The organism is Pyxidicoccus trucidator (assembly GCF_010894435.1).
In the GTDB taxonomy this organism is placed as follows: domain Bacteria; phylum Myxococcota; class Myxococcia; order Myxococcales; family Myxococcaceae; genus Myxococcus; species Myxococcus trucidator.
Window position 1 is genome coordinate 466780 of the sequence record NZ_JAAIXZ010000004.1, and the last position, 15611, is coordinate 482390.

Sequence of the window (15611 nt, forward strand, 5' to 3'; positions counted from 1 at the left end):
GGCGGGACGGGGCGCCGTTCATAGCTCCTGTGCGCGCCGTCAACCCGAGGTCCGCGCTTGCGTTGCTCATCGCTCCACGGGGGATTTGCTCCCCTGGCCATCGTCCTCTTCATCGCCCTCTCGGGCTGCGACCCCACCGTCGAGGCGGTGGACGACGAAGTCGCGTGCGCGGGCGTGCGGTGCACGGCGGGCGCGTGCTTCTCCAACGGGGGGCAGCCGAGCTGCCGCTGCGGCCCGTGGGAGGAGTCGGCGGGGCTGCTGTGCCAGGTCGCCGTCTTCGTGGTGCCGGATGATCATGGGGGCTCGCCCGAGGAGGCCACTCCGGTGACGGTAGGGGAGGGGCCGGTGGAGTCCCGCATCAGCGCCAGCACGCGTGGCATGTCGGACCGGGACCTCTTCACCTTCACCGCGAAGGCGGGCCACAGCTACGTCTTCCATTGCGTGTCCGTGTCGCTGCCCCACTGTCAGCCCCGCCTGCTGGATGCCGCGGGTCGCCACCTGGGGGCCTTCACCCTCGACGCGAAGCGGTCCGCGTGGCTCTTCACGGGGCTGGAGGAGGGCACGTGGTACGTCGAGGTGTCCGGAGACGGAGGCAGCACGGGGACGTACACGTACCAGCTGCTGGACCTGGGCCTGGACGACTACGGCAACTACCCGGAGGCCGCGTCCCGGGTCAGCCCGTCCGAGGTGCCCTTCACGGTGACGAGCACCTTCCTGGCGGACGATGACGTCGTCCGCTTCCAGGCCGTCGAGGGACATGGCTACCGCTTCGGCTGCGAGCTGCCGACGTTGGAGTCCGGGGTGGTGCTGCGGCTGCTGGAGGCTTCGGGCCGGGTGGTGGACTCCGCCGAGGGACTCGGGACGCGCCGCCTGCCCCAGCTGGACTTGAAGGCCACCACCTCCGGACCCCGGTTCGTGCAGGTGAGCCCGACGTACGGGCAGACGCCGATGACGTTCAACTGCCGGTTGACGGACCTGGGCCTGGATGACCATGGGGACACGACGGCCACCGCCACGCGGCTGACGCCCGGGGTGCCCGTCTCCGTCCGCATGCACTCCAGAAAGGACGTGGACGAGCTCGTCTTCACCGCGCAGCTCGGCCACCACTATGTGCTGCGGCAGCAGCCGCCGGTTCCCGTGGACATCCAGCTCTTCGATGCCGGCGGGCGACGGCTGGGCGTGAGCGTCCCCAACGGGTACCTCTACGTCCCGGGGGGTGCGGGGGCGTATCACCTCAGGCTCACGGCGCCCCGGAGCGGCTCCTCGGACGAAGCCTTCAACCTGGTGGTGGAGGACCTGGGCCCGGACGACTACCCCGCCTACGTGACGGATGAGGCGCCCCATCCACTGGGCGTCCCGATTCCAGTGCGTGCCCACTCCGCGGTGGACCCGGACAGCCTCGACTTCGGCGTGGAGGCGAACGGTGTCTACGCCATGACGTGCGAGCCCGAGTGCCGGGCGAACATCTTCGTCACCGGCTCGTGGGACACCTCGGCTCCCGCGCTGGTGGGCTCCAAGCACTTCAGCGCCAACGGCGACACGTCCCTCAACATCACCCTGAGGCCGAGCGCCGTCCTGGGGGGCGCGCACACCGTGAAGCTGGAGCGGGTGGGGACGGATGACCACCCGAGCACCCAGGCCGGCGCCACGAGGCTGGCGCTGCCAGTCTCGATAGCGGGCAACTTCGAGGCGGAGAACGACCTGGAGTTCTTCATCGTCCCGCTGCAGGCCGGACGGGCCTACAGGGTGGAGGCTCCACCGTCCGTGAGGGTGTCCTTCCTGGGGCCGGACGGTTACTGGGAGGCGGCCATGGGCGGCCGGTACGTGGCGCGGGCGACGAGCAACCACGGGCTGACGCTCCGTCTGGAGGAGGGTGGCTTTCCGGGGACGTGGAGCCTGAAGCTCACGCCGGAGTGAGGGCCGAGCGCTTGACTCGGTGGGCCGGGCGGAGGGCAATGCGTCCCATGCGACGAGCGCTCCTGCTGGGTTCCCTGCTCCTGTCCTTCTCCGCCACGGCGGCGGAGGCTCCCAAGTCCTCCGCGGCGAAGGAGGCTCCCAAGTCCTACGTCCTCAAGGCCGCGCGCCTGTTCGACGCGAAGACGGGGCGGCTCGTCACGCCGGGCGTGGTGGTGGTGCAGGGCGGGAAGGTGGCGGCGGTGGGGCAGGGGGCGAGCGTGCCCGCCGGGGCCCGGGTGGTGGAGCTGGGTGACGCCACGCTGCTGCCGGGCTTCATGGATGCGCACACGCACCTGACGGGCGAGCCCGGCGACGACTGGCGCCAGGACGTCATCGACGACCTGCAGCGCACCATTCCCGAGCAGACGCTGGAGTCGCTGCCGAAGGTGCGCGCCACGCTGATGGCGGGCTTCACCACGGTGCGCAACCTGGGAGCGCCGGACTTCATCGACGTGGGGCTGCGCAACTCCATCCGCCGGGGCACGGTGGTGGGGCCGCGCATCCTCGCGGCCACGGTGGGGTTGGGCAGCACGGGCGGGCACTGTGACGGGGGCAACTCCTTCCGCAAGGGGACGTTCGTGGAGGAGTCCACGCGCGGCGTGGCGGACGGCCCGGAGGCGCTGCGCGCCAAGGTGCGGGAGAACCTCAAGTTTGGCGCGGACCTCATCAAGGTGTGCGCCACGGGCGGGGTGCTGAGCCTGAACTCGGACGTGGACTCGCCGCAGCTCACGCAGGCGGAGCTGGACGCCATCGTCGACGAGGCGCACGCGCGCAAGCGCAAGGTGGCGGCGCACGCGCACGGGGCGGAAGGGGCGAAGCGGGCCATCCGCGCGGGAGTGGACTCCATCGAGCACGGCTCGATGCTGGACGACGAGGCGCTGGATTTGATGACGCGCAAGGGCACCTGGTACGTGCCCACGGCGATGGCCTTCCAGGGCGTGAAGGAGCGGGCGGACCAGGGGAAGATGCCGGAGGAGAACATCCGCAAGGTGCGCGCGGTGGACGAGGCGCGGAAGCAGGCGCTGCGCAAGGCGATTGCGAAGGGCGTGCGGATTGCCTTCGGCACGGACGCGGGCGTCTTCGCGCACGGGCGCAACGCGGGTGAGTTCGCGCTGATGGTGGAGGCGGGGCTGCCCGCGGCCGAGGCGCTGCGCGCGGCGACGGTGAACGCGGCGGAATTGCTGGGCGTGTCCGCGACGCTGGGCACGCTGGAGCCCGGGAAGCTGGCGGACGTGGTGGCGGTGCCGGGCAACCCGCTCCAGGACATCCGCAAGACGGAGGCCGTCTTCTTCGTGATGAAGGAGGGCGTCATCCACCGGCACGACACGGCGACGGTGGCGCCGAACGCGGCGCGCTGAGCGCGGCTACGGCAGGCAGATTTCGAAGCCGGTGCGTCCGGGCGGGAAGGTGTCGCGCGGGCGCGAGGCGGGCGTCACGGCGTAGAGGTGGAAGTCGAGCCGGCGCTGGAGGAAGCCCTTCAGCGCCGGAGCCAGCGCGTCGTCCTCACCCTGGTAGAGGGTGAAGAAGTGGAAGCCCTGGCCGTGGAAGTCCGCGTACACGCGCTCCAGCAGGGCGCGGAAGATGGCGGGGTCCTCGCCGCGCACGCTGGTGTTGCAGAGGTAGAAGTAGCGGAAGTCGCTGCCCGGCGCGGGGAGGCGCGGCGCCCGCACCACGGACGCCATGGCATTCCAGCCGAGCCGCACCCAGCGCATGCCGCCCCGGTACGCGTGCACGCGGTAGCGCTTCACCGCCTCCGGGTTCCACGCGGAGGTGCAGCCCACCAGCCGCCCGCCCGAGTCGAAGGCGAGGTACGTGTCCTCCACGCGCAGGCCCGGCCACCGGGCGAAGCGGTGCTCCAGCTCGCCGGTGTCGTAGCGGTAGCCGAAGGGGCGCGCGCGGTGGTCCTCGTCGAGGAGCGTGGCCAGGGCGGGCACGTCCCCGGGGGTGGCGCGGCGGACGGTGAAGGGGCTGGGGCGTGGGCGGCGACGCAGGAGGAACTGGATGGAGACGGCGGAGAAGCGGCGGAGCAGGGCGTAGTGGGGCTGGGCCTCGCGTCCGGGCCGCCTGCGCACGAGCGCCTGGAGGGCGGTGGCATTGGAGGCCATGACGGCGGTGAGGAAGGTGTCCACGCCCAGGCGCTGCGCGGTCTCCTCGAGCACGGGGCCGAAGTAGCGGGCGAGGCCGCGTGCACGGCGCGCGGCGAAGCGGGTGCGCAGGTCGCCCAGGTACCCCACGCGGCAGGGGCGGCCTTCGAGCCAGCCGTCCCGCACGTGGATGGCGCCCATGCCGTCGAGCGGGCCGCCCTCGCCGTGGACCCAGACCTCGGCGTCACCGCGCTGCATGTCGAAGAGGGAGAAGTAGTCGGGGGCGCGCTGGGTGGAGAGGACCAGCTCGCCCTGCATGGGCACCGCGCCGAACAACTCGAGCAGCGCGGCATTGTCATCACGGGTGGCGCGTCGGAGCAGGCTCATGCGGCGGCGGGGAGCCTACGCGAGAACGTCGCGCAAGGCCCCGCGCTGGCCGTGCGTTGGCGGGGAGGCCGGCGCCGTGCTCACATCCGGACGCGGAGTGCCCCAAGGGGTACGGAAGGAAGGGCCATGCGGGAGCTGTTGCTGCGCCTCAACCGCCACTTCGCTGGCCGCCTGGCCACCACGGTGGTGGTGTTGATGGGGACCTTCCAGTGCTACTGGTGGCTGAACGCGAACCTGCCGCCGCGCTTCGACTTGTCCCTGCCGGTGGATTCGGCCATCCCGTTCCTGCCGTGGACGTACGCCGTCTATACGTCCTTCTTCGTCTTCCCGCTCGTGGCGGCCTGGGCGCTGGAGGCCGAGGAGTACGTGCGGATGCTGGGCGCGGTGCTGGTGGTGAATGCGCTGTGCTACCTGGGCTTCTTCCTCTTCACCTCGCACTTCCCGCGCCCGTCGGTGGAGTCGATTGAGTCGCTCTACTGGCGCGAGCAGTTCCGGGTGATGTGGTCTCAGGATTTGCCGGGCAACACGTTCCCGAGTCTCCACGTCGCCGTCACCGTGCTCGGGGCGCTGCGGCTGCGGCACCGGCGCGCGGGTGTGCTGTGGCTGGTGTGGGCCGGGCTCATCTCGCTGTCCACGCTCACCGTGAAGCAGCACTTCGTGGTGGATGTGGTGGGCGGCGTGGCGGTGGCGCTCGCGGCGCATGCGGTGTTCTTCCGGCGGTGGTCCGTGGGTGGAGCGGACGCCGGGACACCCGTGGGCGCGGTGAAGGTGCCGGGCGAGGTCCGCCCGTGAGTGGCGCACCCGTGGACATTCCCGCTCCGCCGGGGCGGCTCAACGTGGTGCTCGCGCTGGGCATCGTCGGTGGGGGCGTGGCGCTTCAGTGGCTGGCCTCACGCGCGGAGGGCTGGCCCGGAGTGCTCGGCGCGGGAGTGGCCTTCTCGTTCCTGTTCCTGCCGCTGTACTCGCTGCTGCACGAGTCCGAGCACCGCGTGTTCCACTCGAGGCCGGTGGTCAACGAGGGCTTCGGCCTGTTGCTGGCGGCGTTCTTCCCCGGGCCGTTCTCCTTCCTGCGCGCGTGTCACCTGGGGCACCACCGCCGCAACCGCAGCGACGCGGAGATGTTCGACCTGTACTACCCGGGAGACGATGTGCGGAGAAAGCGCGTCATCTTCTACTCGCTCTACCTGGGAGGCTTCTGGCTGCTGGTGCCCCTGGCGATGGCGGTGGTGCTGGTGGCTCCTGGGGCGCTGCGCGGAAGGCTGGTGAAGGACCCCTCCGCCGTGGCCATGGTGGAGGGCGTCCCCGAGTCCTTCATGCGCCGCATCCGCCTGGAGTGTGTCGGCGTGGTGCTGCTGCACGTGGGACTGGTGCTCGGGCTGGGGCTGTCGCCTGGGCGGTACCTGCTGCTGTATGCGCTCTTCGGGCTCAACTGGTCGGCGCAGCAGTACGTCACGCATGCGCACAGTCCGAGGCATGTGCTGGATGGGGCGCACAACCTGCGGGCCCATCCGCTGTACGAGTCCCTGTTGCTGCACTTCAACTGGCACCTGGCGCACCACCAGCATCCGCGCGTGCCGTGGCTGTACCTTCCGCGCCACGACGACCCGACCCGCGAGCGGCCGGGATACCTCACGGCCTTCCTGCGCTTCTGGCGCGGGCCGAAGCCCGTGGGGCCGGTGTCCGTGGGTGACTCGGCCTCGTCAGCGGGCTGAGCGCTCGCGGAGGCTCACGGAGCACAGCCAGCGTCGGGTGCCTGGAAAGTAGGAGCAGGCCTCACGGGGGCCGCAGGCATGGGCGTCCTTCGCGTCACAGGGGCGCCGACACTTTCCCTGCTCGCAGAAGGTTCCCGCGGGGCAGGGTGGACGGCCAGCGCCGCACCGTTGGATGCACTCCATGGCAATTTCACCTGGACTGCCGGGGAGATAGCCCGTGCGACAGGAAGCTCCTTCGGGACAGCCCTGGCGCTGACAGTTCTCCCCCCAGATTTTGCCACACACCGAGGAGCCATCCTTGAAAGGGACGCACTCCTGTCCCTCAGGGCAGGTGCGTCCCTCACAGGTCGGCATGCAGGAAGGCCCTTCGCGACCCTGCAAACAGATTGAGCCCCCAGGGCAGGAGCCCAAAACTCCAAGCTGGCACGGGCGCCCACAGTGGCTGTTGCAGAGCAGGCCCGGGCGACAGATTTCTTCCTGTTTGAAGGTGAAGGAGGAGTAGCAGGGCTCCCCCTCTTCCGCCGTACCTCGGACAACGCAACTGTGTATCCAGGGGCCTCCGCCCCGGCTCTTCAACGCCCGACAGGTGAACCCCTCCGCGCATTGGAGGTCCGTCTGGCACTCACTGGCCATGCAGATTGAGTGTCCAGAGCCCAGGCTCAGGCATCCGAGCGGGGGCTCACAGTCCTCCGCCTTCCGGCAGGAGCGCTCATGGGTCATGAGTGCACGGCGCTCATCAAGAGTCAGGATGGGGCTTACCGCCCTCACCTCCCCACGGTCCTCCCGGGCCATGGGCTTGCTATCGGACCGGAATCGCCCTGCGCCAACCGCCAGAATGAGCGGCAGCGGGAGCAGGAGCGTTGCAAGGGTTGCGAGAAAGGGGCGCCACTTCATTGGCAGACCCGGGGACAATCCGAATCGTCCTGCCCATCGTCCTCGTCGGCTTTATCGCAGTCCTTCTTCCAGCTCTGGCCTGGAGGACACTCCTGTTCCTGGGCCTCCCTCGTGTCCTTGCGCGCCGCCCGGTCCAGGAAGCCATCGCGCATGTGGTCATGCGGGCACCCCGTCCCGGCCGTGAGCAATACCGCCGACATGACTCCGTGGCGCCAGCGCATGACTCCCCCCGTGGCGGCGACAGCCCATTCAGGGTAGCGCCAGGGAGGGACACGCTGCGCACGAGGGCCCGCGGGAGTGCTCAACAGCCGACGGCCAGCGTCAGCGTTCCGAGGCCTTCTTGAAGCGAAGTCGCTTCAACTCCTCGAAGCGAGCCCTGCTGCGCGGCGGAGTCGTCGCCACCAGCCCCTCGAGCATGCGCTTCGAGCTCTGGTAGATCTCCTCCACGGCGATGTCGAAGGCGTCGGTGTTCTGCTTCGACGGCTTGCGCGTGCTGGCGATCTTCCGGACGAACTGCAACGCCGCCGCGCGGATGTCGTCATCCGTGGCGGGAGGCTCGAAGTTGAACAGCGGCTTGATGTTCCGGCACATGCCCCAAGGCTAACCCGAGGCCCGGTCAGAGCGCTCGCGGTGTGGAAGTCCCGAGGATGCGGGGGGACTCGGAGGGGCAGGCGGCCTGCGCGGCGGCGGGCGCCGCCTCGCTCGTCGTCGAGTCCCTGGCCCGTGGCCGCACCCGTCTCAAGATTCCCTGGGCGAAGATGCGGCTGCCCAGCACACAGGCGACCGTCCCGGGGCGGGCCAGGCGGCTTGCAAGAATCCAGGTGGGGCGAAGCCCTGTCCCACGGTCTCGCTGACGGAGCGGGCCGCAGTCGTTATAGAAACCGGAACCATGTCCTCTTCGTCTTCGCCCCGGACCTGTCTCGTCACCGACCGCGCGGAGCTGGAGCAGATTCTCCAGCTCCAGGCCGCCAACCTGCGCGACCACGTCGCTCCGGAGCAGGCCGCGCGCGAGGGCTTCGTCACGGTGGCCCACACGCTGGACGTGCTGGAGAAGATGCACGCGCTCGCGCCGAGCGTCATCGCGAAGGATGGCGGGAAGGTCGCTGGCTATGCGCTGGTGATGCCAGTGGGCGCGCGCGCCTTCGTCCCCATCCTGGACCCCATGTTCCAGCTCCTGGAGACGCTGAGCTGGCGCGGACGGCCGCTGCACGAGTGGGGCTACTACGTCATGGGACAGGTGTGCGTGGCCGAGGAGTACCGGGGCCAGGGCGTGTTCGATGCGCTCTACCGCGAGCACTGCGTCAGCTACGCGGACCGCTTTGCCTGTACGGTGACGGAGGTGTCCACGAGCAACACGCGCTCGCTCCGGGCCCACGCCCGCGTCGGCTTCGAGACGCTCCAGACGTACCGGGACGCCACGGACGAGTGGGCGGTGATGGCGTTGAGCCTGCGTGACAGTGCTCGCTAGTTCCGGGGAATGAGCGGAGCTGTTCAGCGTTGCATGGCCCCGGAAGCCGCGGGGGGCCTCCCCTTGTGTCCGGATGCTACGGTCCGGCGCCGCTTCCGTTCTCTCTTCACCCGGAGGGCCATACCCATGACGAACCGTCGACTCACGTCGCACCTGAGCATCCCGACCCTGGCCGCGCTCGTCTTCCTCGCCGCCGCGCCCGCGCTGGCGCAGAAGAGCATTCCGCCTGCGAAGGCGCCCGTCAGCCCGCTGGAGATGACGGCGAAGAAGCTGGACGACACGTACGTGAAGGTGACGTACAACTCGCCGCGCATCCAGGACCCGAAGACGGGCCAGAAGCGCGTCATCTTCGGCAAGCTGGTGCCCTTTGGCGAGGTGTGGCGCATGGGCGCGAATGCCGCCACGGAGCTGACCACCACGGGGGACCTCGAGCTCGCGGGCAAGAAGATTCCGGCCGGCACCTACTCGCTCTTCACCATTCCCCAGGCCGACAAGTGGACGCTCATCGTCAACAAGGACGTGGGGCAGTGGGGCGCCTACAAGTACAACAAGGACAACGACGTCCTGCGCGTGGACGTGCCGGCGAAGAAGTCCGCGGACACCTACGAGGCGTTCACCATCGCCTTCGATGACAAGGGCACCGCGCTGAACATCTCGTGGGAGAACACGCAGGTCTCCGTCCCCGTGCGCCCGGTGAAGAAGGGCTAGACGCGGAACAGCTTCGCCTTCCAGATACGCACGGCGAGCTCCTCCCCCGCGCGGGCTTCGCGCGGGGGACCCACCACCCGCAGCAGCGTGCCACCCACCGGGAAGCGGTACTCCGCCGCGTGCCCGAGGAACAGGCGCGCGGAGAGCGGCAGCAGCGTGCCTTCTCCGCCCAGCTCCAGGTCCTCCGGGCGGACCACCAGCGTGTAGGCTCCATCGGAGGCGGTCAGCCCGGCGGGAAGCGGGAACCTCACGCCCCCCTGTGCTGTGTGGAAGTCCCCGCCGCGCACCTGGCCCACGAGGACGTTCGCCCCGCCGACGAAGCCCGCGACGAACGGCGTCGTCGGCTCGTGGTAGAGCCGCTCGGGCGTGTCCACCTGTTCGATGACGCCCCGGTTCATCACCGCGATGCGGTCCGACAGCGCCAGCGCCTCGCCCTGGTCATGCGTGACGAAGACCATCGTGGTGCCCAGCCTCGCGCGCAGGGCGGCAATCTCCGCTCGCAGCTCCTCGCGCAGCGCCGCGTCCAGGTTGGACAGGGGCTCGTCCAGCAGCAGCACGCGTGGGCCGGCCACCAGCGCCCTCGCGAGCGCCACGCGCTGAAGCTGTCCGCCCGACAGCTCGTGTGGCCTGCGCGTCGCGAGCGCTTCCAGCCGCACCCAGCGCAGCGCTTCCTTCACGCGCGACGCCACCTCCGCCCTGGGCAGTCGGCGCAGCGTCAGCGGATACGCGACGTTCTCCTCCACGGAGCGGTGGGGCCAGACGGCATAGCTCTGGAACACCATGCCCAGCCCGCGCCGCTCGGGCGGGACGCGCACTCCGGGCCCGGCCACCGTCTCCCCGCCGATGCGGATGACGCCCGAGTCCGGATGCTCCAGGCCCGCGAGCATCCGCAGCGTCGTCGTCTTCCCGCAGCCGGAGGGGCCCAGCAGGGAGACCAGCTCGCCCTCGCGCACGTCCAGGCTGAGGCCCCGCACCACCGGCGTGGTGCCGTACGACTTGAACAGTCCTTCCAGGGCAATCGCCGCCATCACCGTGCCTCCACCGCGCGCCGGCCCACCAGCGCGAGCACCGCCTGTCCCACCACCACCAGCGCGACGAAGGCGCAGGCCAGCACCGCCGCCGCCGCCGGGTCCGCGTAGCTCTGCAGCTCGAACAGCAGCGTGCCCAGCACCTCCGAGCCCGCCGGCACGAGGAGCACGGACATGGTGATTTCCGTGGCACACGCGAGGAATGCCAGCACGAAGGCCACGGTGAGCGCGGGCCGCAGCAGTGGCAGCGGCGCATCCACGAACGCGCGCAGCGGACCCGCGCCGCTCACCCGGGCCGCCTCCGCCAGCGACGGGTCTATCTGCGCCAGCGCCTCCGCGCTGTTCCGCGTCCCCAGCGCCAGGTACTTCGCCGAGTACGCAATGAGCAGCAGCCACGGCGTGTGCGCCAGCGCGAGCACGAAGGCGACGCGGCCCAGCAGGATGAAGCGCAAGTCCCGCGAGAAGGCGAGGAGCAGCGCCAGCGCGAGCACCGTGCCCGGCACCGCGTAGGGCCACACGGCGAGCGCTTCGACTCCCGCGCCCAGGCGGCGGAAGCCGCGCTGAAGCACCGCCGCCGCGAGTCCCAGCACGCACACCAGCGCTCCCGCCCCCGCCGCCAGCCACAGGCTGCGCCCGGTGGCGCGCAGCGTGCGCGGCTCCAGCAGCACGCCGGACCAGTGGGCCAGCGTCAGCTCCCGCCACGTCAGCTCCGCGCCGAAGCTGCGCTGCAGGGAGGTGAGGAGGATGGCCGCCAACGGGAGCAGCACCATGAGCGCGCAGGTGAGGCCCACGGCCGCCAGGGTCAGCCCCCGCGCACGGCCCAGCGGGAAGGGCCGGGAGGAAACGCCCTTGCCCGCGCTCAGTCGCACGCGGCCCGAGCGCCCTAGAAGCCAGGTCACCAGGAGCGCCACGGGCACGAGCAGCAGGAGTCCGGTGGCCAGCACCGCCGCGCGCGCCAGCCCCTCGTCTCCACCGAGCAGCACCAACTCATAGATGCGCGTGGTGAGCACCCGCGTGGGCGGCGACGCCGACACGCCCAGCAGGTACGGCACGCCGAAGGAGGACGCCGCCATGAGGAACACCATGACGGCGCCGGAGAGCAGCGACGGCAGGGCCAGCGGCAGCGTCGTCGTCACCAGCGCGCGCACGGGAGACGCGCCGCACACGCGCGCTGCCTCCTCCAGCGCCGGGTCCACCCTCCGGAGCGCGGCGGCTCCCGCCAGCAGCACCAGCGGCAGCCCGGACAGCCCCTCGACGAAGGCGATGCCCGCCGGGCCGTAGATGTCGAAGGCCCCTTCACCCAGCAGTCGGTTGAGGTAGCCCGCGCGAGGACTGGCGAGGGACAGCCACCCCATGCCCCAGATGAACGCGGGAATGGCGGAGGGCAGGGTGAACAGCACCGTGAAGGCTCCGCGCAGCGGCAGGTCCGTGCGGAAGAGCAGGAGCGACAGCGGCGTGCCGAGCACCAACGCCAGCAGCGCGGCCCCGGTGGAGATGAGGAGCGTGTTCCCCAGCGCCCCCAGCTCCGCGCCCAGCCAGGACAGGCTCCCATCCCCCTGCGCTCCCAGTCCGCGCAGGAGCAACAGGATGACGGGCCCCACGGCGAAGAACAGGAGAGGCACCAGCCACGCGCCCAGCCCGAGAAGCCGCCCTGAAGTCACCCGCGCACTCATTGGGAGAACGCCCGGGAGAAGGTCTCCTTGAGGGTCCCTCCACGCGTGAGGCCCCGCTCCACCAGCGCGGGTGTCCACGGCTGCGCGCGCTCCAGCAGCGCGTCCACGCCCGGCTCACCGCGTGGCCCTTCGAGCCGCGGGTCCACCGCGTGCATGTCTCCCTTCTCGACGATGAGGCGTTGGCCCTCGGGTGACAGGAGCACGTCCAGCACGGCCTTCGCCGCCACGGGGTTGGGCGTCGTGGCGAAGAGGGCCACGGGGCCGGGGATGACGACGGCGCCGTCCGTGGGCCACACCACCTGGATGGGACTGCCGCGCGCTCGGGCCGCCAGGGCGTTCTCCAGCAGCAGCACGCCCGCGTCCGCTTCGCCGCTCTCCACCTTCTGGAGCACCGCCGCGTTGCCTCCCGCGACGATGGCGCCTCGCGCGCGCAGTCCGGTGAAGAACGCGTCGCCGTACTTCGCCTGACAGAACACCGCCCACGTGAACGCGGTGCCGGAGGTGAGCGGGTCGCCAATGGCCACGCGCCCCTTCCAGCTCCCATCCGCCAGCGCCGCGAAGGAGGTCGGCGTGGGCGTGGTGCCCTGGCGGTGGACCAGGACCATGGTGGACAGACGGATGGCCGCGTAGCGCGCGTCCAGGTCCAACAGCGAGCGGGGGACGCGCAGCACGTGGGGCGAGGCGTAGCGCGCGAAGGCGCCCTCCCGCGCGAGCCGCTCGTAGAAGAAGGGGTCCGACGTGGCGAGCAGGTCCGCGCGCACGGCCCCGGCGGCACGCTCGGCTTCGAGCCGGCTGGCCACCTTCTCGCTGCCGGCCTGGTACCAGTGGACCGTCACTCCGGGGAGGCGCTCCTTCAGCAGCGGGTCCAACGCGTCCAGCACGTGCCGGTACATGGACGTGTAGATCCACACGTCCCCGGAGGGAGCACCCTCGCGCGAGGCCGTGGGCCCGGCGGAGGGCGCGGCGGACTCGATGCGGCACGCGGCGAGCAGGACGAGCGCGGCGGCCAGGCCGGCTCCCCGGACCAGGGCAGGGAAGGGCATTCCCGGTGGATTATGCGGAACGGGGGCGGAAAGTCACCGTCTGCAATTTGCGTATGTATTGCAATTGTATCAGACGCAGCGACTTCCACCCGTCTCCCAAGGTCAGTCACCCCGGAGTGCAACCGCGGGCGGCACGCGCGCGGCGCGTCGCGCGGGCAGCAGCGCGGCGACAACAGCCACCGCGCCGAGCACCAGCACCACCACCGCGTACGTCATCGGGTCCGTGGGCCGCACGCCGCTGAGCAGGTGCGTGAGCGCGCGGCTGGCTCCGGCGGCGAGCGCGAGCCCGATGACGAGTCCCAAGGCGGTGAGCCGCAGGTAGCGGCCCAGCACCATGCCCATCACCTGCCGGGCCCGTGCGCCCAGCGCCATGCGGATGCCCAGCTCTCGCGTGCGCTGCTGCACCGCGTACGCCACCACGCCGTAGAGGCCCACCGCGGCGAGCAGCAGGGCCACTCCGGCGAAGAGGCCCACCAGCAGCAGGTAGAAGCGCAGCGGGGCCACGGTGCCGTCCACCACGGAGGACAAGGTGCGCACGCTGCTCGTCGCGAGGCTCGCATCGAGCGCGCGAAGCTCCTCACGCACCGCCGAGGCCAGCGCGAGCGGCTCGCCCGGGGTGCGCAGCAGCAACGTCATGCCGGTGCCGCGCGCCTGCTCGTAGGGCACGTACAGCTCGGGCTCCGCCGGCGCCGCGAGCCCGTCGAGTGGCTGGTCCTCCACCACGCCCACCACCCGGCCCCCGAAGGGGCCGTTGCCCCAGTCCATCTCCGTGCTCACGGTGTGGCCGAGGGGGTCCTCGCCGGGCCAGAAGCGCCGCGCCGCCTCGGCGTTGACGAGCACCACGCGCTCGCCCGCGTCCCGGTCCCCGGCGCCAAGGCTCCGGCCTCGCAGCAGCTTCGCGCCCATCGCCTCCAGCGCTCCCGGGGTGATGATGCGCACCCGGGTCTCCCACGGTGTGGCCTCCGGGGGGACGGGCCGCTGCGTATCCTTTATAGGGAGGGTCCACCGGATGCCGCCGTCCATGGGGAGGGCGCTCACCGCGCCCGCCGCCTGCACGCCGGGCCGTGCGCGCAGCCGCTCCAGGAGCCGGTCGTAGAAGGCCGCGGGCGCGGCGCTGCCGAAGCGGTAGTGCAGGGGCGGCAGCTCCATCCTCACCGTCAGCACGCCCTCGGGCTGGAAGCCCAGGTGGGTGTTCCGGAGGTGGACGAAGGTGCGCAGCAGCAGACCCGCGCTCACCAGCAGCAGCACCGCGAGCGCCGTCTCTCCCACGATGAGGGCGGAGCGGGTGCCGTGGCGGTGCGCGCTGGTGCCGCCCCCGCCGCTCGCCGCACGCAGGCCGCGCCCCAGGTTCGCGCGCGAGGCGTGCAGCGCCGGCAGGAGGCCGAAGAGGAACGTGGTGAGCACCGCCAGCCCGGCGGTGAAGGCCAGGACGGTGCGGTTCATCGACACCTCGTCGAGGCGGGGGATGTCACGTGGGCCCAGCAGGGCCAGGGCATCCAGCGCCCACAGCGCGGCGAGCAGGCCCGCCCCGCCCCCGAGCACGGAGAGCAGGGCGCTCTCCAGCAGCAGCTCGCGCGCGAGGCGGCCCCGGCTGGCGCCCAGGGCGAGCCGGACGGACAGCTCCCCCTCGCGCGAGGCGGCGCGCGCCAGCAGCAGATGGGTGAGGTTCGCGCAGGCGATGAGCAGCACCAGCCCCACCGCTCCCAGCAGCAGCAACAGCGACGGCCGCACGTTGCCCAGCAGCACGTCGCGCAGGGGCTCCACGTGGGCACCCCGGTCCGCGTTCGTCTTCGGGTGCTGCTCGGCCAACCGGTGGGCGATGCCGGTGACTTCGGCGCGCGCGCCCTCCAGGCTCACGCCCGGGGCGAGTCGTGCGTACACCTCCAGCCAGTGCGCGCCCCGCGCCTCCGCCTTCACCATGCTCTCGTCCCACATCAGGGGCGTCCACAGCTCCGAGCGCGCGGGGAAGTCGAAGCCGGGCGCCGCCACGCCCACCACCGTCCAGGGCTCGGGGCCGCCGAGATTGAGCGGGCGGCCCAGCACGGACGTGCTGCCGCCGAAGCGCCGCTGCCACAGCCCGTGGGAGAGCACCGCCACCTTGGGTGCGCCCGGGGCGTCGTCACCCGCCTGAAGCCCGCGGCCAAGCTGCACGCTGGCGCCGAGCACCTGGAAGAACTCCGCCGTCACCAGGCCCGTCTGGACTTTCTCCGGCGAGGACTCGGGGCTGTCGGCCCCCAGCGTCATCGCCGCGCTCGCCAGGCCCACCATGCCGTCGAAGGCGCGGGCCTGCTCGCGCATGTCCCTCAAGTCGAGCGGCGAGGTGGGGCCGGGGCCCTGCTTGCCCACCGTGTAGATGCGCACCAGCCGCGCGTCGTCGCGCATGGGTAGGGGCCGCAGCAGCACCGCGTGCACCACGCTGAAGATGGCCACGTTGGCGCCAATGCCGAGGGCCAGCGTGGCCACGGCCACCAGGGTGAAGGTGGGGCTGCGACGCAGCCGGCGCAGCGCGAGCCGGAGGTCCTGGAGGAGGCTGTCCATTCCAGGACCCGCGAGCATGGACCATGCCAGCCCGAGCGGCCAGCCCCGCCCGGACAGCGGGCGGACACGGAGCCGGCCTCATGTGCCCGGCGCTGGGACTCCGTTTCCCGCATCCGGACA

Annotated in this window: 12 protein-coding genes; 6 read left to right on the forward strand and 6 right to left on the reverse strand. The window is 71.4% G+C overall.

The window, feature by feature from the left end:
- Nucleotides 1-57: 57 nt before the first annotated feature.
- The gene (locus G4D85_RS15180) at nucleotides 58-1917 is read left to right on the forward strand and encodes a hypothetical protein (protein ID WP_164012448.1); all 1860 of its coding nucleotides are present in this window, start codon (nucleotides 58-60) and stop codon (nucleotides 1915-1917) included.
- Between the two features lie 47 nt (nucleotides 1918-1964).
- Entirely contained in the window at nucleotides 1965-3314 is a 1350-nt protein-coding gene (locus tag G4D85_RS15185; RefSeq protein WP_164012450.1) for a metal-dependent hydrolase family protein, read from the forward strand.
- A gap of 6 nt (nucleotides 3315-3320) precedes the next feature.
- Here the strand turns inward: G4D85_RS15185 and G4D85_RS15190 are convergent, their stop codons facing one another.
- Entirely contained in the window at nucleotides 3321-4427 is a 1107-nt protein-coding gene (locus tag G4D85_RS15190) for a GNAT family N-acetyltransferase (protein ID WP_164012452.1), read from the reverse strand.
- 126 nt (nucleotides 4428-4553) lie between these two features.
- Here G4D85_RS15190 and G4D85_RS15195 point away from each other — a divergent pair, with 126 nt between their 5' ends.
- Entirely contained in the window at nucleotides 4554-5219 is a 666-nt protein-coding gene (locus G4D85_RS15195; protein WP_164012454.1) for a phosphatase PAP2 family protein, read from the forward strand.
- Nucleotides 5216-6139 carry a fatty acid desaturase gene (locus G4D85_RS15200; RefSeq protein ID WP_164012456.1) on the forward strand — a complete coding sequence of 308 codons (924 nt, stop codon included), beginning with the start codon at nucleotides 5216-5218 and terminating at the stop codon, nucleotides 6137-6139. Before G4D85_RS15195 ends, G4D85_RS15200 begins: the two co-directional genes overlap by 4 nt.
- Nucleotides 6140-7354: 1215 nt before the next feature.
- On the opposite strand, the gene G4D85_RS15205 is transcribed toward G4D85_RS15200, so the two are convergent.
- Nucleotides 7355-7624 carry a DUF2277 domain-containing protein gene (locus tag G4D85_RS15205; RefSeq protein WP_164012458.1) on the reverse strand — a complete coding sequence of 90 codons (270 nt, stop codon included), beginning with the start codon at nucleotides 7622-7624 and terminating at the stop codon, nucleotides 7355-7357.
- Nucleotides 7625-7922: 298 nt separating this feature from the next.
- Between G4D85_RS15205 and G4D85_RS15210 the strand changes: the two genes are divergently transcribed.
- A complete protein-coding gene (locus tag G4D85_RS15210; protein WP_164012460.1) occupies nucleotides 7923-8501 on the forward strand; it encodes a GNAT family N-acetyltransferase in 579 nt (192 codons plus the stop codon).
- Between the two features lie 126 nt (nucleotides 8502-8627).
- A complete protein-coding gene (locus tag G4D85_RS15215) occupies nucleotides 8628-9209 on the forward strand; it encodes a DUF2911 domain-containing protein (protein WP_205525557.1) in 582 nt (193 codons plus the stop codon).
- On the opposite strand, the gene G4D85_RS15220 is transcribed toward G4D85_RS15215, so the two are convergent.
- The 4 genes from G4D85_RS15220 to G4D85_RS15235 all read right to left on the reverse strand — a co-directional run bounded on the left by G4D85_RS15220 (nucleotide 9206) and on the right by G4D85_RS15235 (nucleotide 15509).
- Complete coding sequence (locus G4D85_RS15220; RefSeq protein ID WP_164012462.1) at nucleotides 9206-10237, reverse strand: ABC transporter ATP-binding protein; 1032 nt, start codon at nucleotides 10235-10237, stop codon at nucleotides 9206-9208. The two genes, G4D85_RS15215 and G4D85_RS15220, sit on opposite strands and share 4 nt — an antisense overlap.
- The gene (locus tag G4D85_RS15225) at nucleotides 10237-11898 is read right to left on the reverse strand and encodes an ABC transporter permease (protein ID WP_420821708.1); all 1662 of its coding nucleotides are present in this window, start codon (nucleotides 11896-11898) and stop codon (nucleotides 10237-10239) included. Before G4D85_RS15225 ends, G4D85_RS15220 begins: the two co-directional genes overlap by 1 nt.
- Before the next feature lie 8 nt (nucleotides 11899-11906).
- Nucleotides 11907-12953, reverse strand: coding sequence for an ABC transporter substrate-binding protein (locus G4D85_RS15230; protein ID WP_164012467.1), 1047 nt, complete (start codon nucleotides 12951-12953; stop codon nucleotides 11907-11909).
- Between the two features lie 102 nt (nucleotides 12954-13055).
- Entirely contained in the window at nucleotides 13056-15509 is a 2454-nt protein-coding gene (locus tag G4D85_RS15235; protein WP_240359282.1) for an ABC transporter permease, read from the reverse strand.
- Nucleotides 15510-15611 lie beyond the last annotated feature (102 nt).

Bases quoted from the DNA above. Each gene is read 5' to 3' on its own strand.
- G4D85_RS15185 (WP_164012450.1), top strand. From the start codon at position 1,965: ATGCGACGAGCGCTCCTGCTGGGTTCCCTGCTCCTGTCCTTCTCCGCC.
- G4D85_RS15205 (WP_164012458.1), bottom strand. From the start codon at position 7,624: ATGTGCCGGAACATCAAGCCGCTGTTCAACTTCGAGCCTCCCGCCACG.
- G4D85_RS15230 (WP_164012467.1), bottom strand. From the start codon at position 12,953: ATGCCCTTCCCTGCCCTGGTCCGGGGAGCCGGCCTGGCCGCCGCGCTC.
- G4D85_RS15220 (WP_164012462.1), bottom strand. From the start codon at position 10,237: ATGGCGGCGATTGCCCTGGAAGGACTGTTCAAGTCGTACGGCACCACG.
- G4D85_RS15210 (WP_164012460.1), top strand. From the start codon at position 7,923: ATGTCCTCTTCGTCTTCGCCCCGGACCTGTCTCGTCACCGACCGCGCG.
- G4D85_RS15195 (WP_164012454.1), top strand. From the start codon at position 4,554: ATGCGGGAGCTGTTGCTGCGCCTCAACCGCCACTTCGCTGGCCGCCTG.
- G4D85_RS15215 (WP_205525557.1), top strand. From the start codon at position 8,628: ATGACGAACCGTCGACTCACGTCGCACCTGAGCATCCCGACCCTGGCC.
- G4D85_RS15190 (WP_164012452.1), bottom strand. From the start codon at position 4,427: ATGAGCCTGCTCCGACGCGCCACCCGTGATGACAATGCCGCGCTGCTC.
- G4D85_RS15235 (WP_240359282.1), bottom strand. From the start codon at position 15,509: ATGCTCGCGGGTCCTGGAATGGACAGCCTCCTCCAGGACCTCCGGCTC.